This is a genomic window from Halorubrum xinjiangense, assembly GCF_900102375.1.
Taxonomy (GTDB): domain Archaea; phylum Halobacteriota; class Halobacteria; order Halobacteriales; family Haloferacaceae; genus Halorubrum; species Halorubrum xinjiangense.
This window is the reverse complement of record NZ_FNBO01000001.1, coordinates 532,355-556,648: the sequence shown is the minus strand read 5'-3', so window position 1 is coordinate 556,648 and position 24,294 is coordinate 532,355. Positions and strand designations below refer to the sequence as shown.

The window sequence follows — 24,294 nt, the reverse complement described above, 5'->3', positions numbered from 1 at the left end:
ATCTAAATAATAGCGGCAAATAGGTACTCTTTTATTTATAATTAACTTACTCAGAAATTGGCTAATGAACACTGAGGCTGATCTGTTCAAATCTTTTGAGAAGGACTGTGACCTATACTCAATAAAGGTTGAACAAATTCCAATCTGGGAACGGATCCGATTTCGAACCTTTCGGGAAATAACTCGTAAAAAGGGACAAGGCCAAGCCCATACACACCATGGTGCCGGAATAAATTCACATCTTAAAGGACTTTCTCTCTGGTTAAAATATTCGATCTACAAAAACCCATATTTTGCCGACGAACATGACTTCCTTTTTTACGGACATCAACGCAGGAAGCTTGAAGAAGATGGCTACTGGTGGGATATTTATTGTGATCCGATTCATGAACAGAACGAATTTGATTACATACATGTGGAATCTCCACACCTCATGTCTCATCACAATCCCGCTAAAACTCAGTATCTCCGCTATTTGGATCCTATTCGATATACTGGGACACTCCAACGAAGACTTGGTATCCGCACTCCATCAATACCTACTGACATCATCTCTCGTCTTCAAGAGGCTGAAGAGGAGATCAAATCTCGGTTTGACTTAGATATTGACCTTATTTCAAAAGTACGACAATCACTACACGTTCGGAATACTATCCTTCCGCTGTACGAACGACTGTTGGATCGGATCAATCCGGATGTAGTTGTTGTGGTCGTTTCGTACGGGAAAGAAACGTTTATTGAAGCATGTAAACGATTAGGGATCCCAGTTGTCGAACTTCAACATGGTGTGATTTATGACCATCACTTTGGATATAATTATCCAAATGATGAGAATAAGTCTACTTTCCCGGACTATATCTTGACATTCGGGGAATTTTGGAGCAAAAATGTGTCTTTTCCGATACCCGGGAACCGTGTGAAAGCAGTTGGCTACCCATATCTTGAGCAACGACTTAAAATGTACGATGACATAGGACGCTCCAAACAACTCTTATTTATTTCACAGGGAACTATCGGTGATAAACTTTCGCAATTCGCTGTTAAAGTTCATGAAGATGATCGGATCGATCACAAAGTTGTCTACAAGCTTCATCCAGGTGAGTACGAAAGGTGGCAAAAAGAGTATCCTTGGCTCGTAGAATCCGATATACGAGTTATTGATGAGTCTAAACCACCACTTTATCAACTTTTTACAGATTCAACAGCACAAATTGGAGTTGGATCGACCGCTGTCTATGAAGGCCTTTGTTTTGACTTAGATACATTTGTGTTTGAAACCGAGAATACAGATATTCTCCAACCACTGATCGACAAAAATATTGCCACCTCAATTAAAACAATTCAGGACCTAAACGCTGCTCTACATTCTAAAAACACAAAAAAATTCAACCGTGAGATATTTTTTAAATCAAATGCTACTCAAAATATTATTGATGAACTAAAATACATCCAGGACTACGGAACAACAAATAGGTCTATAATTCAGAACTGAACAGCCGCGTAAGGATGGTGGATGAGGAGCTCGACTTCTGGGTGCTTATGACCGAAATTGAGCGACTCAGCGAAGATACCGCATGGGGTCGACTTGTCGTTTATGGAGCGACAGACGACGCGATGGTTTCTGACCGATCTACACTGGCGTTACCAACAGAATACCGTAGAATTTCTCGTCGATGACGTAGATATATCGAATCTGTCATCGCTGAGGATGGCTATCGGTTTCGAGTGATCCGTCATGGAAATCGTAATGCCATTGAACATGTCCTTTGAGAAATAAAATGACGAACATCATCGTTCGCGAATCGTTTCAGCACTATCGCGCCATGTACAGCTCAAAATTGGCTTGAAGCCCTCACCGTATACCACAATTCACGCCAAGCTTAACGCGACCCTTTAGTAGAGTTTCCCCCAATTATATCCACATGTGAATATATTTTTTGCTCGCGCTCTATAGCAACCACGCGAGCAAGAAACCTCAGCTCATCAACTACTTTTTTTGACCGCACCTTTCACGCTAAGTTGACGCCCTTCGACAAATGTATATACTGTAGAAAAGAAGGAGAATATATCTATGTCAAAAAATATGTACTCAATAAGCCGTCTAACCAAGCCTTTGCCGAACGTCAAACTAGAAAATTTGAGAGAATATATTAATTTTAATCTAATTATCCTCCAAATTCTGATTGTACTAACTACAATTCGCTGGATACCTGGCGTACATCCCAGATCAATTCGAAATGTTTGGAAAGTGCTGATGGTGTTGTTTATTTTATACCAAACGTACGCACAATTACGAGATCACAAAATTGTACTTCCATGGATATATCTACTTAGTGCGGCGGTACTTGTTGGGCTAGGAATATTCGCTTATGGATTTTTGACAGATTCGTTAATTATTGCTTTTGGTTGCGTAACAGTCATTTATTTTTATCAAAACAAAAATAGTCTAAAAATTATATTTCATACTTTCACTATTTGGTTAACTATCGTTACATTATATTCACTAATAATCACATTTACACCACTATCTGGATTCGATATGGCCTTCCCACTGTATGATGGTTATGTCTCGCCGGAAGTGAGATTTAGTAATTCATCTATTGAGTTGAATTCTTTTGGTTTCTTTGGAGAACGCGGCATATACTCGATTACATCTGTCGGTCTTATACTCTCATATGTCTATTATGTGAAATTAAATTCAAAATTGTCAAAATTGTATCTCTTATCTTCATACATACTATTTACTCAATTGATTACCATTTACTGGTTAACCGGCTCTGGGAGAGCAGGATTTGTTTTACCAATATTTTTTGTTATCGTTATGTTGTTACAGAAGACATCTAATGAATCAATTTTACCTCTGGTTGTATTTTCACCACTTTTTCTCTGGACAGGATTGTATCTGATTAAAGATTATCAAACCGTGAGGCCACTACTAGAAAGTCTAAACAATTTAATATCAAATAGAATTGCCTTGTATTTTGATTCAATTCAATTGTTAACAAGTAATTTACAGTCCTTCTTTGGATGGGGACCAAACCCATGGGGAGAATATACGCGCGCTGAAATGGAGATCACTAATTCAATAGGCTCACCAAGAAGTATGCTGACAAGACCACATAATTTTCTATTTGAATTTATGATTCAATACGGTATCCTATTAGGTTGTTTCTTGATTTATATCTGCTGGACTGTTTCTCGTGGGACTATCCAAGAGATCCGGCAACCTACATCACCAACCCGATTTGCTTTGGGCGTTATTCTAACTGGTACTATATTTACTGGATTAGCAGTTGGTGGTAAGATTGGGCCCTATCCAATCAATACTCCTCAGATGATCTTTTGGTGGATCGCTTTTGGCGGGTTTGTATCTGATATTCACTAACGGTATCATGGTTAGAGCGTCGCATTATGTAGAGCGGTGAAGGCTGTAAGGTCGCGTAAAGTTAGAGGATGAGGCGTTCGACTTCAGAGTGCTTATGGCTGAAATCGAACGCCTCAGCGAAGGTATCGCGTGGATCGACTTGTCGTTTGTGGAGCGAGATCGGACTCCACGCTGGGCGATTGAAGAGGGAATTCGCTGTCATTTGACTGGTATATCACTCTGAGAGGTGAGTAAATTTTTTGAACAATATGGGATCAAACGGAGTCACGTCGCTATCCATAACTGGGTTCATAAAGCCGATCTACAGCCGATCTCAACCGTCTCCGAGGATCAGCTTGCGGTTGACGAAAAGATGATCCGCCTCCACGGCCAGAAGTTCTGGCTGTACGGTGCGGTTGATCCGAATACGAACGAGATCCTCCATATTAAGCCTCTCTCTCTGACCGCAAATAAACAGACGACGCGATGGTTTCTGACCGAGCTACACCGGCGCTATCAGCTCGATAACGTCGAATTTCTCGTCGATGACGCGGACTATCTTGGATCTGTTCTCGCTGAAGACGGTTATCGATTTCAAGTCATTCAACATGGAAATCGGAATGCTATCGAACGTGTCTTTTGGGAAATAGAACGACGAACATCATCGTTTGCGAATAGTTTTAGCAATGTCGCGCTCGAGACAGCTCAAAACTGGCTCGAAGCCGTCGCCGTCTACCACAATTCACGCCAAACTTAACGGGACTGATTGATGCCGTGTTCTACGACGAGGACGAGGCGATCTACTGTACTGCTCCCAAAGAAACGTTGATTGTCGCCAATCAGGCGGGATACCATCGTGGTACTCCTCGAGAGAAGGGGCATACTCGTGTGTTGGTAAACACTTCATACACACCCAGTAACTGATCTCTCTTATAATGTATCCTCATTTTATTGATCAGAATTTATAGCTAGAAAAGTCTATGAGGAGGTTCCTAACTGTCGTCTTCAGCATGAAAGCAGTAAGATTGATGCCCCCGTAATCGATGTTAGTTCTAGAATCAACGAGGAAGTGTTTTCAGGAATGGTTTCATCGAATTTTCATAAGTGCTGTCGAAAAGCTTGGGAACGGCGTCATAATCTGAGAAATCATTTTCTATCTGTTCGTGGAGGAACTTCTGGATCCGATTCGGGACGTTCATATCCGCAGGTGCGATGATCCTCTTGAATGGATTCGTATATCGAGTCGTCTCGAGGATCTGCCGGATTCCCGCACCTGGTAGCGTGCTAGCAAAACGATTAACCAGCGAGCCAGATCGGTAACTGAGTCGACGCTTCGTTGCCTGGAAATCACCGACACCGAGTGTCGCATTAAATCCGTTTCCACGGCCGTCCTCTCCGATCAAAACCGATGGTAGGCGGCGTCGAAGGAAGCTGATGTGGCCGTGGAGCCGATATCCAACGTGGAGGTCACAGTCGTCATAGAACTCGATGTTATCTGTATCATGGCTTGCCAGTACGATATCGAATCCACGCTCTTTTGCTCGCGTTCGTATTTCCTTGTCTGAGGCCGATAGAGAACTGTGGAACGAGCAGGTTATTCTGGCATCCGGGAATTCGGAGATGAGCATGTCCATCAACGCTTCCGCCTGTTCGAGGTAGTGAGCGTTATGGGGAGTCGTCATCACGATGTGATCGATGGAATCCGGAGTACGCATCGGCTCTCCCAGATAATCATCATGGTACCACCCGAGGTCACCAACTAAAGTCACGTCATTGAATCCGTGTCGTTCCAAGATTCGTTTTGTGAATATATCCCGAGTCGTGAGCCGATCGAGTGTAGGTTGATTATCTAAGTGACGAATGAACGAGACAGTTTCTGGCTTGTATTCTAGTGATTCATTATCGATTTGATCTCCCGGATAGTGTGACCAGTTCGCTGCGAGTGGTATTATTGGAACTTCGATCGAATCTAAATCTTCTGTCAGAGAGTATGTATTTGGATGAATCGGCTCCCGAATTGCAAAAGCTGGGAGAATAATGGCGTCTGATTCGTTTATTTTGTCTACTTGAGAAGAAAGATCTTGTTTTCGGTGAAGTATATTGAACTCATTAACGCCCGTCTCTTTTTGTATTAGATTTTGAACTTGCTCTTCTAGTAGTTTATCGCCAACGTTACCGCTAGCGTGAGGAGGATACGTCGATAGGATCGTATACATTATATCGATTTCACCGTTGAAGGGTATTTATTATATCGGTCTCTATTACATAGTTATCATTTGATATCCACTCCTCTGGTGTTGAGTTATGGTAGCTCATGGATAGACCACTATCACAAAACATTCACACCACCAGATGATGTTTTGATATAATGAAACAGCAAGTCGTCGCAATTATTCAAGCTCGGATGGGTTCGACCCGCCTTCCTGGGAAAGTCATGCTTCCATTGGCTACGGAGCATGCCCTTTCACACACGATCCAACGTGTAAGATCGACTGAATACGTGACGAAGACGATGGTCGCAACCTCGAAACGGACGGCAGACGACATTGTCGCGAGGTACGCGGCTCGGTCCGGAGCGGACGTGTTTCGTGGTAGCGAATCGGACGTTCTCGGACGGATCCATGATGCTGCCTGCTCCACAAACGCTGACGTTATTGTCCGCATTACTGGAGACTGTCCCCTCATTGATCCGGTGGCGATCGATACAGTCGTCCAAGAAGCCCTTAACGGCGACACACAATACGCGGCCAACATCTTCGAGCGCACTTTCCCTCGCGGTCTCGACGTCGAGGCGTTCACCTTCGAGAGTTTCGAGCGGGTACACGAGGAGGCGACCGAGCCACACCACCGCGAACACGTGACTCCCTATTATCGGGAGCAGGAGGACCTGTTCTCCACGGAAAGCGTCAGATCTGAGGACGTATTCGATGAGCCCCAGTTCCAGAACCGCGGAGACCTTCGTTTAACCCTCGACGAAGCAGACGATTACGAGGTACTGCGGACGATCTACGGGAACGTCCCATTCGACGACGTTCTCCCAATCAGAGAAGCGATACGCTACGTCGATGAGAACGATCTAATGGAATTAAACGCCGGCGTTGAGCAGAAATCACACTGATGGATATCGTCGTGCGTGCCGATGGTGGCCCGGAAATAGGCTACGGGCACCTAGTCAGAACCGGCGCACTCGCGAGCGAACTTCTTGATCGCGGCCATGAGGTCACGTACGCAACGACGACACCGGAACACGTCCGAGAAGTCTGCCCACCCGGTGTGAATACGGTAAATATCCCTTCTAGAGAGGATCCTGGGCCAGTCCGAGAGTTAATTCGCGATCACGCGGATGTCACCGTCGTGGACTCGTACCTTGCGGACGGGACGTACCAAGAGCAGCTTTGGGAGGTCTCCCTGCTCGTCGTCATCGCTGATGACACTCGCCATCGGGTCGCCGCTGACGTACTCGTGAATGGAAATCTCTACGCACCCCGCTTGGAGTACGATACCATCGGTGCGGAGCCGACGTGGTGTCTCGGCCCGAAGTTCCTCCTCCTCCGGCAGGCGATTGTAGAGTACGCTTCGATGGATCCACCGCAGCGTGAAACACCTACTCGGGCGATCGTCACGATGGGTGGGAGCGATATTGCGGAGCTGACTCCGACGGTGATTCGGGCCTTTGATGGGTTTGATCTCCGTGTGGATGCTGTCGTCGGACCCGGATTTTCAGTTGAGCAGGAGGACACTATCAGAAAGGTTGCTGACAACGTGAGTGCGGATGTCCGTGTCGTTCGTGATCCTGACGATCTTCCGGAGCGCATGTTTCAGGCTGACTTCGCGGTGACCACTGCCAGTACGACTTCCTACGAACTGCTCGCACTCGGTACGCCGATTATAAATCTCCCCGTCGTTGACAACCAGCAACTGATCGCGGATGCGCTTCGTGAACACGACTCTGCGACCGTACTGGAAGACACCGCTGGTGTGGACGCGTTTTCTGACGCTATCGGCGACTACGTGAGTGATCGATCTCTCCGACGGAAACGACGTGAAACCGGACGCGACCTCGTCGACGGCCGCGGCGTGGATCGCGTGCTCCGGAAAGTCCTTTCCGCCGGTGATTCCAACCGAAACGCATGAGCAACGAGATTGAGGTCGTCTTTCTCGGCGTGAACGACGCCGGCATGCGAGTGTACGAGTGGCTCTGTGATCGTTCCGAGGTGTTCGTTCGTGCTCTCTTAACGACGGAGGAACAACTGACCGTGATCGAAGAGGTGAAACCCGATCTCGTGGTTTCGTGTGGTTACCGCCATATCGTACCAGAATCAATCCTCGACGTTCCGGAGATGGGCTGTTTGAACCTCCATCCGGCGTACCTCCCGTACAACCGCGGAGCGAATCCGAACGTCTGGAGCATCGTCGAGGGGACGCCTGCGGGCGTGACACTCCATTACATGGATTCGACTCTCGACACCGGCGACATCGTTGCCCGCCGCGAGGTCGAAACGAACTTTTCTGACACGGGCAAGGATCTCTATCAACGACTCGAGGATACCCAGGTCGAGCTGTTCAAACAGACTTGGCCGGACGTAGTGGGCGGGAATGTCTCACTCACTGAGCAAGAGCAAGACGAGGGGACGTACCATCGCACCGATGAGTTCGAGGAACTCTGCGAAATCGACGGTGAGGAGACGGTACAGGCGAAGAAGTTTCTGGATCGACTCCGCGCGCTAACTTTCCCGCCCTACGACAACGCGAAGATCGAAGTGGACGGCGAGACGTATTATATCGACGTCGAGATACGGCGAGAGTGATCAGCTCTGGTTTACGTCGTCCCAGTCGATTCCCTCTCCCCGTGAGATGTCACGCACGACAGTTGTGCCGACGAGTTCATCGTAGAACTTCGGATGGAGCCCCGACTCCTGTTCTCCCGGACGTAGCACTTTTATATCTTCTTCCGTCAGCTTCTCGCCCGCTTCGACATCTTTGACCGCGTGAACCGCGCGGCGCGCCTTCTCGTGGAGTTCTCGTTCGACTTCCAGCACACGTTTTTCACCCGAACCGAGCGCGGCTTCCGTATCGCGAATCGCGGTCACCATCTCGTCTAGTTCGTCGGGTTCGAGAGCGAACTCGTGGTCGGGACCCTCCATCGATTTATCGAGCGTGAAGTGCTTCTCGATGACGCAAGCGCCGAGGGCGGCAGCGGCCGACGGCGCGGTCACGGGGTTGAGCGTGTGGTCCGAAAGCCCCGTGGGAACGTCGAACTCCTCTCGAAGCGTCTCGACGACGCCGACGTTGATCTCGGAGATCGGCGTCGGATACGCGGCGACACACTGTAATAGGACGAGTTCAGAAGCTCCTGCCTCGCGGAGTGCGGTCACCGATTCCGCAACCTCATCTAACTCGTGAGCGCCCGTGGACATGATGATTGGCTTGTCGGTGTCCGCGAGGTGTTCGAGAAACGGGATGTGGCTGCTCGTGTACGACGCGACCTTCCACGCGGGAACGTACTCGGCGAGTTCCACGGCGGATCGCTCGTCGAACGGTGTCGACATGAACTGGATCCCACAATCGAGACAGTAGTCGTGTAGTTCGGGGATCCACTCGTAGGGCATCTCCATCGACTCGATGATCTCGTAGATGCTCCGGTCGTCATCGAGATACTCGACCTCGCCGCTCTTTTCGACGTACAGGTCCTCGGCGCGGAACGTCTGGAACTTCACCGCGTCGGCCCCAGCATCGGCAGCGACGTCGATGAGTTCCTTCGCGGTATTGAGGTCCCCGTTATGATTCGATCCCGCCTCCGCGATCACGAACGTCGGCTCTCCCGGTCCGACGAGACGATCGTCTATTTCGAACGAATTCATGAGTCTTGATCGGTGCGGAAATCGGATAAACGCACCTACTTGGCGTGGTACGCGTGAAGTGTTTCGACGGCCGAGATTACGTCTTCAACGTCTTTCTCATCCATCTCTGCGTGTAGCGGAAGACTCACCAATCCGTCGTACACGGATTCCGACTGTGGGAATTCACCGCGCTCGTACCCAAACTCCTCTTGGAAATACGGATGGTAGTGAAGCGGCACGTAGTGGACCTGTACACCGATGTTCTCGGCGTGAAGTGCGTTGACTACCTCTCTCCGATCACAGCCGAATTCCTCACCGATCTCCACGGCATACAGGTGGTACATCGGGTCGGAGTTGACAGGCTCCGGTGGCGTCCGAATTCCCTCTAACTCAGAGAACGCTTCATCGTAGCGGGCGATAATCTCGTCACGTCGCTGCTTGAACTCCGCTAACCGATCGAGTTGAGCGAGTCCTAGCGCGGCTTGAATGTCGGTAACGTTGTAGTTGTAGCCGAGGCCTTCGGTCACCTGATACCACGGCTCTTGGTTGTGACCGTCCGGCGAGTAATTCATGTCGAACGACCGGAGTCGCCGGAGCCTCTCTGCGAGTTCGTCGTCATCCGTGACGACCATACCGCCTTCTCCGGTGGTAATGTTCTTCACCGGGTGGAAGCTGAACATCACCATGTCTCGTTGCGCGCCGATCGGCTCACCGTTCCAGCTCCCACCGAAGGCGTGACACGCGTCCCAAATAACGGTCAGATCGTGTTCATCAGCGACCTCCAGCAGCCCCTCGATGTCCGCCGGCTGTCCGCCGTAGTGCATCGGGACGATTCCCTCTGTATTTTCAGTTACTTGCTCGCGGACTGCGTCCGGGTCAAGTGACCGCAGATGGGGATCGATGTCGGCAAAGACCGGTGTCGCCCCACAGTACGTGGCCACGTGTGCGGTCGATACAAACGTGAGCGGTGTCGTGATCACCTCGTCGCCGTCATCAAAGCCGGCCGCCTGGCCTGCTAGATGGAGAGCGGTCGTTCCCGAGGTCGTCGCCACCGCATGCTTGACACCGACGAGATCTGCCACACGTTCCTCGAACCGTTCAACTGTAGGACCCCGTGTAATGTAATCTCCGTCCAACGCCTCTACGACTGCTTCCTTTTCATTCTCGGTGATGCTTTGTGAGCCGTAGCCGAGGACGTCCTCGCGAACAGGTTTGCCCCCGTAGTGAGCAGGTACTTTTTTACTCATGATTTGTTTCCTGACGATCTCGGAGCCATGTGCGTAGCCGAGAGACGCCTTCTTCAAGCGTGACTTCCGCTTCCCAGTTGAGTACCTTCTTCGCCTTTGTCGGATCACAGAGTAATTTTCGGACTTCGCTTTGCGGATGGTGGTGCTCTACGTGCGTGATTTCCGTTCCCTCAGTGGCGATCAGTTCCGCGAGTTCGTTGATCGACACGTCGCTTCCCGTCCCCGCATTGAGAACCTCACCAACTGTGTCGTCACTGAACGTTCCTTCGACGATGAAGCGAGCACAGTCGGTCGCGTACAACAGGTCTCTCGTTTGAGTCCCGTCACCGAAAATTTTCAGCGGCTCTCTTCGGATGTCACGGCTGGTGAAGATCGATACCACCCCACCCGCCATTCCAGTCTTTTGATACGGACCGTATGTATTAAACGGGCGCAATATCGTGACTGGGAGGTCGTATCCGTGGTAGTACCCCTCCGCTAGATTCTCGGCAGCCAACTTCGATCCGGCGTACGGTGAGGCCGGCTTCGTTGGGTGTCCCTCGCTAATTCCGGCCTCCGAGTCGACCATGTCGTACACCATACAGGTTCCGACGAGTCCGAGTCGTGTGTCGTTTTCTCGGCACGCTTCGAGTACATTCTGGGTACCGACTACGTTCGCTTCGAAATGTGACTCCGGATCTTCTAGACTTTCTTGGACATCGATCTCGGCGGCGAGGTGGATACACGCATCCACGTCGTGTTGAAAGAGCTGATCGACGTCTTTGCGGGATCGAACATCTCCCTCGTAGATGTGGAACCTATCGTTATCTCTGAACTCCTTGATGTTTCGTTCAGAGCCGTTTGAGAAGTTATCGAGCCCGTGAACTGTGTGTCCTCGATCAAGAAGTTCCGCGACGACCCACCGGCCGATGAATCCCGCGGCACCAGTGACGGCGACTGTTTCACTCATTATTCGCCTCCATGGAACCATTCGTCTCTAGGAGTGAGACAATTTCGCTTTTCGATAGCTTCTCTGCGTTCTTCGAGGACAGCACGATATCATCTGCTTCTTCAAACCCTTCTGGTGGATCAGGTGTCCGGGTTTCAGTTGCTTCTGGGAGAATTGCGTACATCGATCCGTTCTCGTAGGCTCGCAGCGACTCACGGTCGGTCATAATCTCCTCGTGGAACGTCTCACCTGGCCGACGCCCGATAACCTCAATCCCAATATCGCTCGGGTCATATCCGAACTGTGGTGCGAGTGTTTCGATCATTGCATCCGCTAGGTCCGGAATTCGGATGGCTGGCATTTTATAAACGAACACCTCGCCGCCGGCCGTTTTTTCCGCAGCTCCGGTGACGAGTTCGAATACGTCGTCATACGTGAGGAAAAACCGCGTCATCTGTTCGTCTGTCAGAGTGACTGGCCCACCCTCACGGATCTGTTCGGTAAAGATTGGGGTTACCGATTGTGACGAGTTGATGACGTTTCCAAATCGAACGGATGTGAGATCAATATCGTTTTCGCCGCTGTAGATATTTCCGGCCGTGACGAGTTTTTCGCTGAGCAGCTTCGTGGTTCCCATTGTATTGGCTGGGTGTACCGCTTTATCGCTGCTCGTGAAGACAAGCCGATCGACATTCGCGTCAATAGCTGCGTCGACGACGTTTTGGAGACCAAGTGTGTTCGTCTTTACGGCCTCAAACGGATTGTATTCACAGATATCGACATGTTTCATAGCGGCCGTGTGGATAACCACATCCACGCCGGACATCGCCCGTGAGAGGCGGTCACTATCTCGGATATTTCCAGCGAAGAACCGACAGCGATCGTCTGAAATCTCTGATTTTAACGATGCCAATCCGGGTTCGCTGTTATCAAGAATACGGAGAGTCTGAGGGTCTTGATCAAGTAACCGTGGAACGAGGGATCGACCGACTGATCCCGCTCCACCGGTTAGGAGTACGGTGTTTCCGTCAATCATCTCTTTGCCATTTTCCGGACGATACCAATTAAGCTATTGAATCCGATCGGTATCCCACAGTAGCATTGGATTGAGGTAGTCTCTCGTGTCATCACATAAACTACTATTTGCTCGCTTGGATTCCGTACAGCTCTGCATACTTCCCATCTTCCTCAACGAGTTCGTCGTGTTTGCCTATCTCGGTAACCCGCCCCTCTTCAATCGTGTAGATCCGGTCTGCGTTCTTCACTGTTGACAACCTGTGAGCGATCGTCACGACCGCGTAATCCCGATCCATCTCTTCGATCGCTTGCTGGACCTGCTTCTCCAGATTGGAGTCGAGGTCGCTCGTCGCTTCATCGAGGATCAATAGGTCGGCATCTTCTAACAACGCCCGTGCGAGTGCGACGCGCTGTTGTTGTCCACCTGATAGTCGAACCCCGTCGTCGCCCAACAATGAATCGTATCCGTCTGGGAGTTCGTCAATGAACTCGTCGACCTTAGCGATCGAACACACACGGTCTAGCTCTTTCTTGGTGACGTCTCGGTTCCCGAGCGTTAGATTGTACCGCAGCGTGTCGTTGAAAATAAATGGATCCTGTCTGACCATCGAGAGCCGGTCGCGCCACTCCGCGATGTCCATCTCGTCGATTGGGACTCCGTTCGCTCTGATCTCACCTTTATTGACCGGGTACAGCCGCGCGAGAAGCGAAACGATTGTCGACTTCCCCGCGCCTGATTGCCCGACGAACCCGACAAACTCGCCCTTTTCGACGGTGAAATCGATCCCGCGAAGCACCGCCTCTTCGTCGTCGTACGAGAAGTGGACCTCGTCGAACTCGACCTCCCGAATCGTCTCAGGGACCCCCCGACTCGACCTTGTCGGTTCGTTGTACGTTGCCAGCTCGTCGGTAAACTGGATTGTGCGGACCAGATGCGGGAGATTGTTTTCGACTTTGTAGTACAGCGTATTCACTTGGCTCGCCTTGGGGCCGAGCCGGAACATCGCGAAAAGGAAAACACCTAGTTCACCGACAGATAGGTTCGCGAACGTCAACGCGAGGTAGATGAGTACAAACACGGACACCGCGACGACGAGATTATAGAAGTTGTTAATTGCCGCCTCGTTGCGCCGGAGAACAATCCGTGATTCGGTGAACTGCTCGATTGCTTCCGTGAAATCCTCGAAGAGTTCCTCGGCGAGCCCGAAGATCCGCACGTCACGAATTCCCTGCGTCCCAGCCTGTGCAGCCTCTTGTCGCAGTTCGTTCGCCTCCGCGACCTTCTCTCCCACGTCGTACCCCGAGTCAAGAACTCGTCGAAAGAAGACCGAGAAGCCGCCAAGAACCACTCCCGTGATGACCGTCAGCACCGGTGCGATTACCAGCGCAACAGCGAAGTACACACCAGCCAAAAAGACCTGCTGAGAAAACTTGATCCCTTGAGAAATCACCCTCCCTGCGTAGTTCGTCTGCGTAACGATCGCATTCAGAATATCATCAGACCCCTCCCTATCGAAGTACTCCACGCGCGCGTTCAGCGCGTTCCGGAAAGCCCGACTCTGGAGGTCCCGCATGTAGTAAGTCCTCAACGCCTCCCGAAACCACGCGACTGAGAAGCTGGTCGTGTACCGAGCGATCATCACGGCCGACACGCCGACCACGACGTAGCCCAGCGTGAAGGGAATCCCGAGCGTCTGATACACAGTCACGAACACCGCGAGCAACCCGTCCGCCTCCGCGGCGGGATCCTGAAGCTGGACGAGTTCGACAATCGGAAGAATAAATCCTAATCCAACACCCTCAAGCACCGCAGCGACGATCCCGAGCACGACGACCGCCGCCGTATATTTCGGATTGTACCGCGCGACGTCGCGGAGGGCGTCGAGTTTCTCGCGTCTGGAGACCGGTTCGGGATCTGACGATGACATAGCAGTGAGTTACACCGATTTCTGTCGGCGACTCGAATAATGTCGTCGGTCTCGTTCCGTGCGCCGTGTCCGCCCTGCGTTCACGACAGTTGTACGCTACATTCGTTCGGATCTCCTTCATCATCTCTGCGACTGTAACCTCGATAAGGGAGAGAGTGCGTTTCGTGTGCTTTCACTCGGTGTGTTCAGCGACCTCCGTTCGCGTCTCTAAGACGATCGCCGGATCGAGATCAAGTCCGTACTCGTCGTACTGCCCCGCCCCTCAATCCCTTGTTCTGCTCGTGGCGTCGAAGGAACCCCAGCATGTGGCGGTCCGAGCGATGATCTTAGATGCGCTTCAGCGTCGACCGCGGGTCCATCGACTTCTCGACGATTCCCGCTACGTGCCCCGTCTCGTCCGTCGGGACACGCCGATCATCGCCGCGACTACAGGCGAGATCGCCCAGCAGCGAGCACGATGTCAGTCTTTAGCGGCCTCTCTACATAGATCTACGGACAAACAACACGTGTAAACTGTCTGTCTTGGTAGTGGATAACCATGCCACTAGGCGACGAACCCGACGGATGGATCGCAGATGACGAGTGGCGGACAATCGTCGCAAACGTCCCGCTCGTCTCGGTTGATCTCGTGATCGAACACGATGGGGGTGTCATCCTCGGCAAACGCCAGAATGAGCCCGCAAAAGGTGAGTGGTTTGTGCCCGGTGGGACGGTATTAAAAAATGAATCTCGCACTGATGCTGTCCACCGCGTAGCCAAAGACGAACTCGGTGAATCTGTTGGCATTGACGACTGTCTCGGAACCTATGAGCACTTCTACGAAACGGCCGATGTCGATGGCGTCGACTCGAAACACTACCTCGCAACCGGGTATCGCTGTCACTTCACACGCGACGATCCTGATATCGTCACCGACGAGCAACATAGCGATTTCCAAGTCTTTCACCCACCCTTCGAGAATCTCCATCCGTACGTTGAGCAGTATCTCAACGATCGCTAGCCCACACTATCACTGATCTGACTCAACTCCTCTCTCCGGTCACTCTACCCCCGATTATCTATGGACCTACCCTCTTCAAACTCCTCCGCAGCCGTGTCTCAACCTCCTCGAGATCGACAGCAAAGTGGCGAAGAAGCGCAGCGACGACAGCGAGACGATTCGTACCTCGTCGATACTCAAGTGTGACCGGTCGCTCGCGCGTGTGACAGCTCGTCCAGCAACGTGTTCGCGTCCTCCAGGTGGTCGATCTCGTCGCACACGACGCGGTGCGTCCCGCCGATGCGATCGAACTGTCGATACAGCTCGTCGAACGCGTCCCGGGTCCCGAGTCCCCACTCCGGGAACCGGCTGGCGCGCTCCGGAAGCAGCCCGTTGACCAGGCGACAAACCACGGCTCCGAACACCGACGGGAGTACCCAAGAACGCCTCGTGGGCAGCGACTACTCGCCGACGCTGTTAAGCGCGCTGTTCAACTCGAACAGCTCACGAACGACGTCGCTGTCCGCGACCCGATACCGGCGTGGTGACGTGTTCGGAACGTCCTCGATGAGTTCGACCTCACACAAGAGGTCGGTGTAGTTGCCAACGGTTTGGCGCGTGACGCCGGCGTGTGCTGCGAGTCCAGCTTGATGAAAACGCACCGGTTCCAGAAACGTCTGGTTGATATCTTCCCGCGACAGGAGCAATCGAGCCGGTGGACGAGGAGATCGTCGTCACGGTGAGCCCTTCGGCGACGGCTTCCGCGCCGCTATCAATTTATGTATGGGTACCCATACGCAATATATGAGCAAGAACATCTCGATCAGCGACGACGTGTACCGTCGACTGAAACGCGAGAAGGGAGACCGGAGTTTCAGCGAGGTGATCGCCGACAAACTCGACGGCGGCGGTGAGATCTCGGACGTCACCGGCCAAGGCATCTTCGACGCCGAAACGCCTGACAAGGTCACTGATGAGATCGAGCGGTTGAGCGAGGGAACGATGGATCGAGTCACCGATGAAGATCTGTGACACGTCCGTCCTCGTCGATATCGACCGCGGCGGGGTCGACGGGAAAGTCGCTGCTCTTGACGAAGCGGGCCGACACGCAATCAGCATCGTGACGGTGACCGAACTCCGGCTCGGCGTGGACCTCCAGTACGAACGAGGGACAGACCGACATCAACGGGCGATCGACGACCTCGATCGCCTCCTTTCGCGGTTCGACGTGCTCCCGATATCGCGACCGGTCGCGACGACGGCCGCGACGATCATCGCGACGCTGCGACAAGCCGGTCGGCCGCTCGATGATCTCCACGACGCGTATATCGCCGCGACTGCCCGAACACGGGACCTCCCGGTGTTGACCGCGAACGTCGATCACTTCGACCGGATTGACGACCTCCGCGTCGTCGACTGGGAGACGTTCTGAGGTGGTCCGACCGCGGGCACAGACAGAGCGAGCAGCGAATCCGTACCGCGAGGAGACGCAGGGAAGGCCTCCCCGGGATCCGGTCACCGGCATCTTGTGACGTCATTGTCGTCATAGGGCTCTCCGGAATCTGTGCCGTTCCGGTCGTACACGAGGACCTCGAAACCGGCGTCGATACGCATCCGTATCTTCGGCCGGCACTCGATACACTCGACGATGAGATTCCAGCCGCGACGATCTCAGTGGTCACCCGAGCGTATCGCTCGGGACCGTAGGTCGACCGTTGGTCCATGTGAGCCCATCGACGACATCCACGAGCTGGGCGATTCGGTGGTCAAACACATTCCGTGGATGCCGGTCGAGAAACGCCGCCTCCGTTCGGTGGATGGTGTCACCACGGTAATCAAGCTGAAAGTGACACTCACCGAGGTTCATATGCGTGTCATCCTGATGCCACCCCAACATGAGCTCCCGGTCGGGGTCGACCCACTGGATCCGGTAGAAGTCGTACGAATACTCACTCGGAAAATCGAACGACACGTGGAGTTCGACCGTGCTGACGGGATACGACCCGCCGAGAAATCGCTCCGGGCGAATCGTCGCTCGAACCTCGAGTTTGTTCGCCTTCGAGGGATGATACCGGACCTGTTCAACCGGCGCGTCCGCACCGGCCTGTGTCTGTAGCTGGGTGTGGATCCGAGTAAGAAGCGTCCGTTTGTCGAGGGTGACACGATTTGCGAGAACGATCATCGCGACTACTGTGAAAGCGGATTTGAGGCGTTCGTCGAGTCTCCCGGTCCGGGATAGAGTTCACGAGCGTCGTCGTAGAGTTCGAGCGCGTGTTTAAGTAGCCGTTTGTTGTCCTCGGTGTGTTCCCACCGACGGAGTACGCGGTTTCGCTCCCGAATCTCGTCGCTCGAAAGCGCGTCGTCGGTGAGTGTCACTTCGAGTTCGTCGCGTGACTCGACATCGAACGCCGTCTTCCAGTCGTCGATCTGCGCTTGGACGGTCGCGACCTCCTCACGGAGTTCCTCGCGGGTGTGGTCGTTGATCAACTCGGTGAGCTCGGTGAAATACCGCTGCTGGTAGTTCGGCGCGTACTTGGGACTCCCGTCGTCACCGTCGACGATCTGTACCTGTCCGAACTCGGCGAGCATCTCCAGTTCGTCTTTGGCTGTCTGCCACGAGGACACCTGCGCCTCGTCGCGTACCCAGTCGACGGACCGCGGCTGCGTGAGCGTCGTGGCGATCGCCCTGACCCGCTCACGGGCGGTCTGCCCGTCACTCCATGACGCGAGGCCTCGTTCAGTCATAGTCAGTCGTAGGAAGAGATCTCTATTATTTCTTTGGACGGCTCTCAGATATGCGAGAACGTGCCCACGACGAACGGACGAACTGGGTGGTTCCGCCCCGGCTCCCGAACGGGGATGTCCTCCGAACTCTCGAGGTTTACCACTCCTCGCGAACCAACTCGCCCGCCCGCTCAACGTCCTCCGGCATGTTCACGTTCACGCGCTCACCCAGCCGAACCGTCGCCACCTCATACCCAGCCCGCACCAACAACCCCACGGCCTCGCTCAGCTGGTACTCGCCCTCAGCCGACGGCCTGAGCAGCGCACAGGCGTGAAAGATGTCCTCCGGAAGCACGTAACACCCGGTCGTCACGAGCGTCGATGACGGTTCGGCCGGCTTCTCGACGAGTCCCGTCACGCGCCCCCGCTCGTCCGTCTCGATCACGCCGGTCGTCGTCGCCACCTCTGGCGACACCTCCTCGACCGCGAGCGCGGCGTCCGCCTCCCCAGCAGCCTCCACCGCGGGCGCGACGCTCTCCGCGAAGACGTTGTCGCCGTTCAAAAGAAGAAAGATCCCGTCGACGTGCGGCTCCGCCTGAAGCACGGCGTGCCCGAGCCCCAGGCGCTCGCGCTGGTGGACGTACGTAATCGGGACGCCCGCGAAGGCGTCGCCGAACCGGTCGACGATCTGGGCCGCCTCATACCCGACGATCACGACCAGCTTGTCGGCCCCGGCCTCAACCGCCGTCTCGAAGGCGTGCGCGAGCAGGGGTCGCCCCGCCACGTCGACGAGTCCCTTCGGTCGATCTGCCGTTAGCTCGCCGAGTCGACTGCCGCGCCCGGCAGCGGGGATGACCGCGTCCATACGGGACGTGGCACACACCAGCCCCCTCAAGCCGTTGGTTCCGATCTACCGAGACGTCGAGCAATTCGCAATCCGGCTTCAATACGTCTCGCGTGACTGTGACTGTCGCAGCGGCGTCACTGAAACGTTAGTGTATCCGGAACGAGCCGGGGAACGACCCCATCGAAGTCGTCGTCGAAACTCAACACCCCGTCTATCTCGTGGTATTTGACCATCGCGACAGTCATCGCGTCGGTGAAACTGAGCTCGTGGTCGTACGTCTGATAGACAGACACAGCACGGTCGAAGAGCGTCGGAGACGAATGGAGTAGTTCGATGGCCGAGGGGTATCCCGTGCCGCGAATACGCCGTCCAACTTCAAGACCGGCGTCGACATCCCCTGTCCGCATCTGCGTCAGCGTGACCGTTTCATCATAGACGTGGTCGCTCGTCATCACGTGGCCGTATTCCGCGGACGAAAGGACGGTATTCAGGGCCTCAGTACCGACCGTGTGTCGGCTGGCGTCGGTGTCGTGATGTGCGTAGAAGACGCCGGTGTCGACGAAGACGCTCATCCGTATAGGATATCGTCGATGTCGTCTTCGGTCGTTTCGACACCGGAGGCGATCGTCCCTCGGTTGAATTCCTCGAGTTCCGTTTCGTTCAGGGCTGTTGTTCCATCTCGGAACGAATCGACGAACTCCGCGCGGGAGTCAACCACCGATTGAATCAGTGTTGAGAGGATTTCTTGCTGGGTGACCTTCTTCCCCGTTTTGAGCCGGATCTCTGCCTGGAGTTCTTCGAGTTGGGATTTTGCGTCCTCATCCATCTTGACCGCTGTTGAGATACATTTGAGTTGCAACTACAACACAGTTAACCTTTCCACTAAACTATTGCCGGCCCCAGCATCCACATAGCTGTCTTGTAGCCCGATTACGGCGGTCACCTACGACTCCCGCACCAACGGCTCGTACCACTCGCGGTTCGCCTGATACCACTCGATGAACTCCCCAACGCCTTCCGCGATCGTCCGCGAGGGTTCGTAGCCGATCACCTCGCCGGCCTTCTCGACGGACGCGTGCGTGTGCTCGGCGTCGGCCTCGCGCGCAGACTCGTACTCGATCTCCAGTTCGGGCGCTAACTGATCCCGCACCGTCTCGGCTAACTCCTGAATCGAGATGTTGTCCGAGCTCCCGATGTTCAACACGTCGCCGTCGGCCGCGCCCGACTCCAGCAGCGTCCGGTTCGCGTCCACGATGTCGGCCACGTAGGTGAAATCTCGCGTCTGCTGGCCGTCCCCGTAGATCACCGGCGGCTCGCCGTTCACACACCGCGAAACGAAATTCGAGATTGCCATGTTCGGCCGCATTCGCGGGCCGTACACCGTGAAGTAGCGCAGACAGACTGTCGGCAGCCCGTGAAGCTCCGTATAGACACGCGCCATATGCTCTTGGGTGAGCTTCGTCACGCCGTAGGGGCTCACTGGCTCGGTGGGGTGGTCCTCCTCGTAGGGGAGCGACTTCGGTTTCCCGTACACCGACGACGAGCTCGCTAAGATTACGCGCTCCACGTCCGCCTCCTTCGCCGCCTCCAAGAGGTTCACCGTCCCGTCGACGTTGATGTCGGTCACCTTCCGGGGATTGTCCACGCTCTCGCGCACGCCCGCTTGTGCGGCTTGGTGGACGACGACGTCCGCAGCACCGACGAGTTCTTGGACAATGTCCGGATCCCGAACGTCGGCTTCGACGAACTGGTACGCCACGTCTCGCTCCGCGGCCACCTCGCGGTGGACGTCGAGCGTGTGGCGTTTGATCCCCTCGGCGTAGAATGGTTCGAGATTGTCGAGGACCGTCACGTCGTGGCCGTCTTCGAGGAACGACTCGGCGAGGTGCCCGCCGATGAACCCGGCCCCACCTGTCACGAGGATTCGCATACGCGCCGTTCAGTGGGCCGACACAAAACTCGCGTGGTTCTGTTGGCTCACACCATTTGTCCTCGGTAGGTTGATAGTACTCCTCGGTGGCCACCCCGCTGCGTTCATCCCTGCTTCGACCGCGCCCGCACCCCTCCGGCCGCCCCATCGATGACTGTAACCCGATACTGAATACCCGTCAGATCAACCACTCCCATATCAAGCCTATTGAACTCACAATACAGTAGTTGAAATATAAACCAAACCACACAGAAGGATCAGCCTACCCAAATTATCAGATAGTATGGACAAGACCGAATAGTTTATTGAAAGATATTTCATGTGTGAGAGTGTCCAGATGAATCTACCAAGTCGGATTTTCGCGGTGGGTGGTGCTGGCAAAGCGATCACCTACGAACTTCTGGAGGCAGACTGGGTTCAAGAGTCTGTGCTCCAGCCGCGACGGAATCCGCGAACCCTGACGGTGACCGTGATCGACACGGCCGAAGAAGAAGAGAACAGAGACCTCGATCGAATTCAACAGATTAGGGACTCCATTCAGGAGACGAGAGAACGCCTCCGTGAGGAGACGACAGGGGAGGGCCGGCTCGGTGAGATCAACATCGATTACCTACCGCTTACACAGAACATCCAACTCCACGATCAGAACGACCTGATCGGGGAAGAGGCGGTGCCGCGGATCGCGGCCGGGGTCGGTATTGACGAGGATAACTGGTGGCTCAAACCCGAGTTCATCAACGAGAACCTCGACTTCGCGACCGGCGTCGTCAGGAAACGGGGACTCGGAAAGGGACTGTACTACAAGTCCTACGCCGAAGACGACAACGTTCGGACGTCGATCGACCTCCCGAACCGCGGTAAGGTTGCCGTTATTGCTGGCCTCGGCGGCGGCTCCGGATCGGGAATCTTTATCGACTTAGTCAAACATCTCAAACGAACGAAACGAACCGCTGAGATCACGCTCTTCGGGGTGCTCCCCAACGACGAGGAGGGTGACGCGGAAAGCGCGAACGCGCACGCCGTCCTCTCCGAGTTGGAGTACATGAGCCTTCAGGGAGAGGACCTGTTCAAAGACCGGATCCTCATCCCGATCGATCCCACCGGGTTCGGCGGGAAGAAGGGGAACCTCATCCAGAGCTCTGACGCGCTTGTCGAGTTCGACAGGGCGGCGATCTATCTCATCACGTCGTACTACAACATGATGGACATGGAGGATCCGTTCGCGGACACCCCGTCGTATGCCCCATTCATCATGGGTATCCCGCAGGTCCTCCGGTACAACGTCGACGCCATCCAAGACGCGAAGACGGTCACCAAAGAGATCCTCAACGCAAAACAGGACGCCTTAGAGGCGGAAGCGGACGTGTACACGGGCGTCGACCGGTTCCTCTCGCGGGAGTGGAGCCCCGACGAGATGGAGGGCGAACTCCACGACTCCGACCGGACGGATCTCGAGACGCGGCTCGACAACGTCTGGTCGCTCACGGAGCTCGACATTTTCACCGAACTCGAGTACGAGTCCGTCTCCGCCTACCGCGAGATCATGTCGGAGGCCGAGGCCGAAACCGACGATATCCTCGACCGAATCGACGTTATCGCCGGGTCCATTCGAGCGGGCACCGCGCGCATCGGCGACAACGAACAGTATGTCGATAGCATCGACAAGCAGCTGGCCGACATCATCGACACGGAACTAAACCGGATCGCCCACCGCAAGGACCTGCTCGTCCGACTCCGGTCGATCGACAACAACCGCGTTGAAGGCACGATCAGCTACCTGCTCGCCGTCGAAGACGAGGGGATCAACCCCGGGGTCCGCATCAACCGACTGGAAGCGAAACGAGACGAGGTCGTCGACCGCCGGGACCGACTTCAGTCGGAACTCGAAGAGGCCGAAGCCGAGCTCGACACCCGAAAGCGAGAACAGCAGGACGAGGTGGACCGTCGGGTCGCAACGTGGAAGAACGCGGTCGAGCCCCTGTACCGGGAGTACAACGACTGCCAGTCGATGGCCGTCGACGAGCTGATAGGGGATCTCCGCAACGGACTCGAGTCGTTCGCACGGGCCGTCGAGAACGCCGAAGAGGCGGACCAGGTCGAATCCGTCAACGACAGCACCGTTCGGACGGCCCTCGAGGATATCAGCAACGAGTTCGAGACCGTCGGCGTCGATACGACCGATATCGAGCGCCGGATCAACTCGTCGCTCGCGGACCTCGCAGACGCCAAGAAGTCGTTCCTCACGATGAACCAGGAGGAGGGAACGCTCGAATCCATCCTCCCGTGGGACTCCTCAGGCAAGGAGGAACGCAAGAAGGCCGAGAAGAACTACCGCCGCAAGCGCAGTCAGCTCGACGAAGCGGAGGTGTTCAAGATGTCGCGGGCAGGCAGCAACCTCTCGATCGAGGTTCAGTTCTCGGTCACCGAACTCAAACACCTCATCGAAAGAGAGGTGGACGAGCGCCAACAGGAGATCGTTTCGCGGACGCGCTCCGAGCTCGACGAGGAACACCGAGCGGCGATCGACGAACTGGAACGCGACCTCGAGTCGGGGATCGGCTTTGACCAACTCACTCGCCAGTACGAAGAGCTCGTTCGCGACGAGATCGTCGAGACGGCAGACATCGAACGCCGACGCGACGACCTCCAATCGGATCTGGAAACCGCGAAGAACGAATCAGATCTCTACGAGGCGACTGTCACGCTGTTTGAGGAACTAAACGGCCCGCGAGATTCGTTCCTGAACGCCCAGGAGTCGTACAAGCGGCTTCGCGAAGAGTACAACACTGAGAAGGACTCATCGGTGGCGACCGAAACCGAGGAGTACAGCTACGTCAAAACCGTCCAGCCGAACGATATCCTCCAACTCAGTGACGACACCGACATCGCCGAAAGCAAGATCTTCGACGACGAGACCGAGCGGCAGCGGCTGCGCGGCTCGCTCGAAGAACTCGCCCGGAACGCGCACAACCCCCGCTACACCGGGATTCGCCGGCGCCGGATCAGCGGCGACCGCGCGCGATACAACGAGATGAACGTCGTCGTCGGCGTCATGAGCCGCGCTATCGAGCAGATCAACGACGTCGCCGATCTCAAATCCGAGTTTCAGGGCGCGTACAACCTCGGTGCGGGCGGCGAGAACTACGCGTCGTTCCCGGTCGAAGCGGGCGGGAGTTGGGACGTCGGCCTCGGAATCTTCATCGACGGCATCTTCCTGGATAACCTTCGGGCGGAGATCGAGGCCGACGGCTACCGGAACGGCTACGAGGCGCGGAACCAGTCGGACGAGACCGATATTCTCGTCCATCACGCGTACGGCCTCGATGATGGGTACTACGTGAAACGCGACTCCGTGTTGAACCTCGAACACCCCGACGACGTGGAGTTCTTCCTCAGGGATGAGGGAGACATCAAAGCGGATCTCCTCGCCGATCACATCAGCCGCACCGACTTCACCGCCCCGGCTGACGGGGAGGAGGAAGAGTAACAG

At 54.5% G+C, this 24,294-nt stretch carries 22 protein-coding genes and 5 pseudogenes; 12 read left to right on the top strand and 15 right to left on the bottom strand.

Annotation, left to right across the window (positions count from 1 at the left end; all coding sequences use genetic code 11):
• Positions 1 to 64 precede the first annotated feature (64 nt).
• The 4 genes and pseudogenes from F3H13_RS02715 to F3H13_RS02700 all read left to right on the top strand — a co-directional run bounded on the left by F3H13_RS02715 (position 65) and on the right by F3H13_RS02700 (position 4,121).
• On the top strand, positions 65 to 1,492 hold the full coding sequence (locus tag F3H13_RS02715) for a hypothetical protein (protein WP_223174361.1): 1,428 nt from the start codon (positions 65 to 67) through the stop codon (positions 1,490 to 1,492).
• Between the two features lie 108 nt (positions 1,493 to 1,600).
• Positions 1,601 to 1,884 (top strand): annotated as a pseudogene (locus F3H13_RS16690) (IS6 family transposase); the annotation flags it as partial.
• A gap of 187 nt (positions 1,885 to 2,071) precedes the next feature.
• The gene (locus tag F3H13_RS02705; RefSeq protein WP_149797502.1) at positions 2,072 to 3,385 is read left to right on the top strand and encodes a hypothetical protein; all 1,314 of its coding nucleotides are present in this window, start codon (positions 2,072 to 2,074) and stop codon (positions 3,383 to 3,385) included.
• Between the two features lie 94 nt (positions 3,386 to 3,479).
• Positions 3,480 to 4,121: pseudogene (locus tag F3H13_RS02700) on the top strand (IS6 family transposase).
• 301 nt (positions 4,122 to 4,422) lie between these two features.
• Here the strand turns inward: F3H13_RS02700 and F3H13_RS02695 are convergent.
• Entirely contained in the window at positions 4,423 to 5,580 is a 1,158-nt protein-coding gene (locus tag F3H13_RS02695; RefSeq protein WP_149797501.1) for a polysaccharide pyruvyl transferase family protein, read from the bottom strand.
• A 152-nt stretch (positions 5,581 to 5,732) separates the two neighbouring features.
• Here F3H13_RS02695 and F3H13_RS02690 point away from each other — a divergent pair, with 152 nt between their 5' ends.
• The 3 genes from F3H13_RS02690 to F3H13_RS02680 are packed head-to-tail and all read left to right on the top strand — an operon-like array spanning position 5,733 to position 8,172.
• Positions 5,733 to 6,482, top strand: a complete 750-nt coding sequence (locus F3H13_RS02690; RefSeq protein ID WP_149797500.1) for a cytidylyltransferase domain-containing protein — start codon at positions 5,733 to 5,735, stop codon at positions 6,480 to 6,482.
• Complete coding sequence (locus F3H13_RS02685; protein ID WP_149797499.1) at positions 6,482 to 7,498, top strand: PseG/SpsG family protein; 1,017 nt, start codon at positions 6,482 to 6,484, stop codon at positions 7,496 to 7,498. The genes F3H13_RS02690 and F3H13_RS02685 overlap by 1 nt, the downstream gene beginning before the upstream one ends.
• Positions 7,495 to 8,172 carry a formyltransferase family protein gene (locus F3H13_RS02680; protein ID WP_149797498.1) on the top strand — a complete coding sequence of 226 codons (678 nt, stop codon included), beginning with the start codon at positions 7,495 to 7,497 and terminating at the stop codon, positions 8,170 to 8,172. The genes F3H13_RS02685 and F3H13_RS02680 overlap by 4 nt, the downstream gene beginning before the upstream one ends.
• Here the strand turns inward: F3H13_RS02680 and F3H13_RS02675 are convergent, their stop codons facing one another.
• The 6 genes and pseudogenes from F3H13_RS02675 to F3H13_RS16685 all read right to left on the bottom strand — a co-directional run.
• A complete protein-coding gene (locus F3H13_RS02675) occupies positions 8,173 to 9,171 on the bottom strand; it encodes an N-acetylneuraminate synthase family protein (RefSeq protein WP_223174360.1) in 999 nt (332 codons plus the stop codon).
• Between the two features lie 89 nt (positions 9,172 to 9,260).
• Positions 9,261 to 10,451: a DegT/DnrJ/EryC1/StrS family aminotransferase gene (locus F3H13_RS02670; RefSeq protein WP_149797496.1), complete on the bottom strand. Its 1,191-nt coding sequence runs from the start codon at positions 10,449 to 10,451 to the stop codon at positions 9,261 to 9,263.
• Positions 10,444 to 11,400, bottom strand: a complete 957-nt coding sequence (locus F3H13_RS02665; protein WP_149797495.1) for a dTDP-glucose 4,6-dehydratase — start codon at positions 11,398 to 11,400, stop codon at positions 10,444 to 10,446. The genes F3H13_RS02670 and F3H13_RS02665 overlap by 8 nt, the downstream gene beginning before the upstream one ends.
• On the bottom strand, positions 11,393 to 12,415 hold the full coding sequence (locus F3H13_RS02660; RefSeq protein ID WP_149797494.1) for a polysaccharide biosynthesis protein: 1,023 nt from the start codon (positions 12,413 to 12,415) through the stop codon (positions 11,393 to 11,395). The genes F3H13_RS02665 and F3H13_RS02660 overlap by 8 nt, the downstream gene beginning before the upstream one ends.
• Before the next feature lie 103 nt (positions 12,416 to 12,518).
• A complete protein-coding gene (locus tag F3H13_RS02655) occupies positions 12,519 to 14,324 on the bottom strand; it encodes an ABC transporter ATP-binding protein (RefSeq protein ID WP_149797493.1) in 1,806 nt (601 codons plus the stop codon).
• 172 nt (positions 14,325 to 14,496) lie between these two features.
• A pseudogene (locus F3H13_RS16685) lies at positions 14,497 to 14,677 on the bottom strand (cell division control protein Cdc6); the annotation flags it as partial.
• A 185-nt stretch (positions 14,678 to 14,862) separates the two neighbouring features.
• Here F3H13_RS16685 and F3H13_RS02645 point away from each other — a divergent pair.
• Positions 14,863 to 15,324 (top strand): GDP-mannose mannosyl hydrolase, encoded by a 462-nt coding sequence (locus F3H13_RS02645; RefSeq protein WP_149797492.1) that lies wholly within the window; start codon positions 14,863 to 14,865, stop codon positions 15,322 to 15,324.
• 176 nt (positions 15,325 to 15,500) lie between these two features.
• On the opposite strand, the gene F3H13_RS02640 is transcribed toward F3H13_RS02645, so the two are convergent.
• Positions 15,501 to 15,716, bottom strand: a complete 216-nt coding sequence (locus F3H13_RS02640; RefSeq protein WP_223174359.1) for a hypothetical protein — start codon at positions 15,714 to 15,716, stop codon at positions 15,501 to 15,503.
• Between the two features lie 48 nt (positions 15,717 to 15,764).
• Positions 15,765 to 15,944: pseudogene (locus F3H13_RS16340) on the bottom strand (hypothetical protein); the annotation flags it as partial.
• A gap of 163 nt (positions 15,945 to 16,107) precedes the next feature.
• Here F3H13_RS16340 and F3H13_RS02630 point away from each other — a divergent pair.
• The 3 genes and pseudogenes from F3H13_RS02630 to F3H13_RS16630 form a co-directional block, all read left to right on the top strand.
• Positions 16,108 to 16,335, top strand: coding sequence for an antitoxin VapB family protein (locus tag F3H13_RS02630; protein WP_149797491.1), 228 nt, complete (start codon positions 16,108 to 16,110; stop codon positions 16,333 to 16,335).
• Positions 16,322 to 16,735, top strand: a complete 414-nt coding sequence (locus tag F3H13_RS02625) for a type II toxin-antitoxin system VapC family toxin (protein ID WP_149797490.1) — start codon at positions 16,322 to 16,324, stop codon at positions 16,733 to 16,735. The genes F3H13_RS02630 and F3H13_RS02625 overlap by 14 nt, the downstream gene beginning before the upstream one ends.
• Positions 16,736 to 16,842: 107 nt before the next feature.
• Positions 16,843 to 16,977, top strand: a pseudogene (locus F3H13_RS16630) (twitching motility protein PilT); the annotation flags it as partial.
• A 4-nt stretch (positions 16,978 to 16,981) separates the two neighbouring features.
• On the opposite strand, the gene F3H13_RS02615 reads toward F3H13_RS16630, so the two are convergent.
• The 6 genes from F3H13_RS02615 to F3H13_RS02590 form a co-directional block, all read right to left on the bottom strand.
• Positions 16,982 to 17,485 (bottom strand): hypothetical protein, encoded by a 504-nt coding sequence (locus F3H13_RS02615; protein WP_149797489.1) that lies wholly within the window; start codon positions 17,483 to 17,485, stop codon positions 16,982 to 16,984.
• 5 nt (positions 17,486 to 17,490) lie between these two features.
• Positions 17,491 to 18,048, bottom strand: coding sequence for a DUF7342 family protein (locus F3H13_RS02610; RefSeq protein ID WP_149797488.1), 558 nt, complete (start codon positions 18,046 to 18,048; stop codon positions 17,491 to 17,493).
• Positions 18,049 to 18,184: 136 nt separating this feature from the next.
• Positions 18,185 to 18,892, bottom strand: coding sequence for a sugar phosphate nucleotidyltransferase (locus F3H13_RS02605; protein WP_149797487.1), 708 nt, complete (start codon positions 18,890 to 18,892; stop codon positions 18,185 to 18,187).
• Positions 18,893 to 19,008: 116 nt separating this feature from the next.
• The gene (locus F3H13_RS02600) at positions 19,009 to 19,446 is read right to left on the bottom strand and encodes a type II toxin-antitoxin system VapC family toxin (protein WP_149797486.1); all 438 of its coding nucleotides are present in this window, start codon (positions 19,444 to 19,446) and stop codon (positions 19,009 to 19,011) included.
• Entirely contained in the window at positions 19,443 to 19,718 is a 276-nt protein-coding gene (locus tag F3H13_RS02595; protein WP_188127983.1) for a hypothetical protein, read from the bottom strand. The genes F3H13_RS02600 and F3H13_RS02595 overlap by 4 nt, the downstream gene beginning before the upstream one ends.
• Before the next feature lie 99 nt (positions 19,719 to 19,817).
• Entirely contained in the window at positions 19,818 to 20,804 is a 987-nt protein-coding gene (locus F3H13_RS02590) for an NAD-dependent epimerase/dehydratase family protein (RefSeq protein ID WP_149797485.1), read from the bottom strand.
• A 337-nt stretch (positions 20,805 to 21,141) separates the two neighbouring features.
• Between F3H13_RS02590 and F3H13_RS02585 the strand changes: the two genes are divergently transcribed.
• On the top strand, positions 21,142 to 24,291 hold the full coding sequence (locus F3H13_RS02585) for a tubulin-like doman-containing protein (protein ID WP_223174358.1): 3,150 nt from the start codon (positions 21,142 to 21,144) through the stop codon (positions 24,289 to 24,291).
• The last annotated feature ends 3 nt before the right edge of the window (positions 24,292 to 24,294 follow it).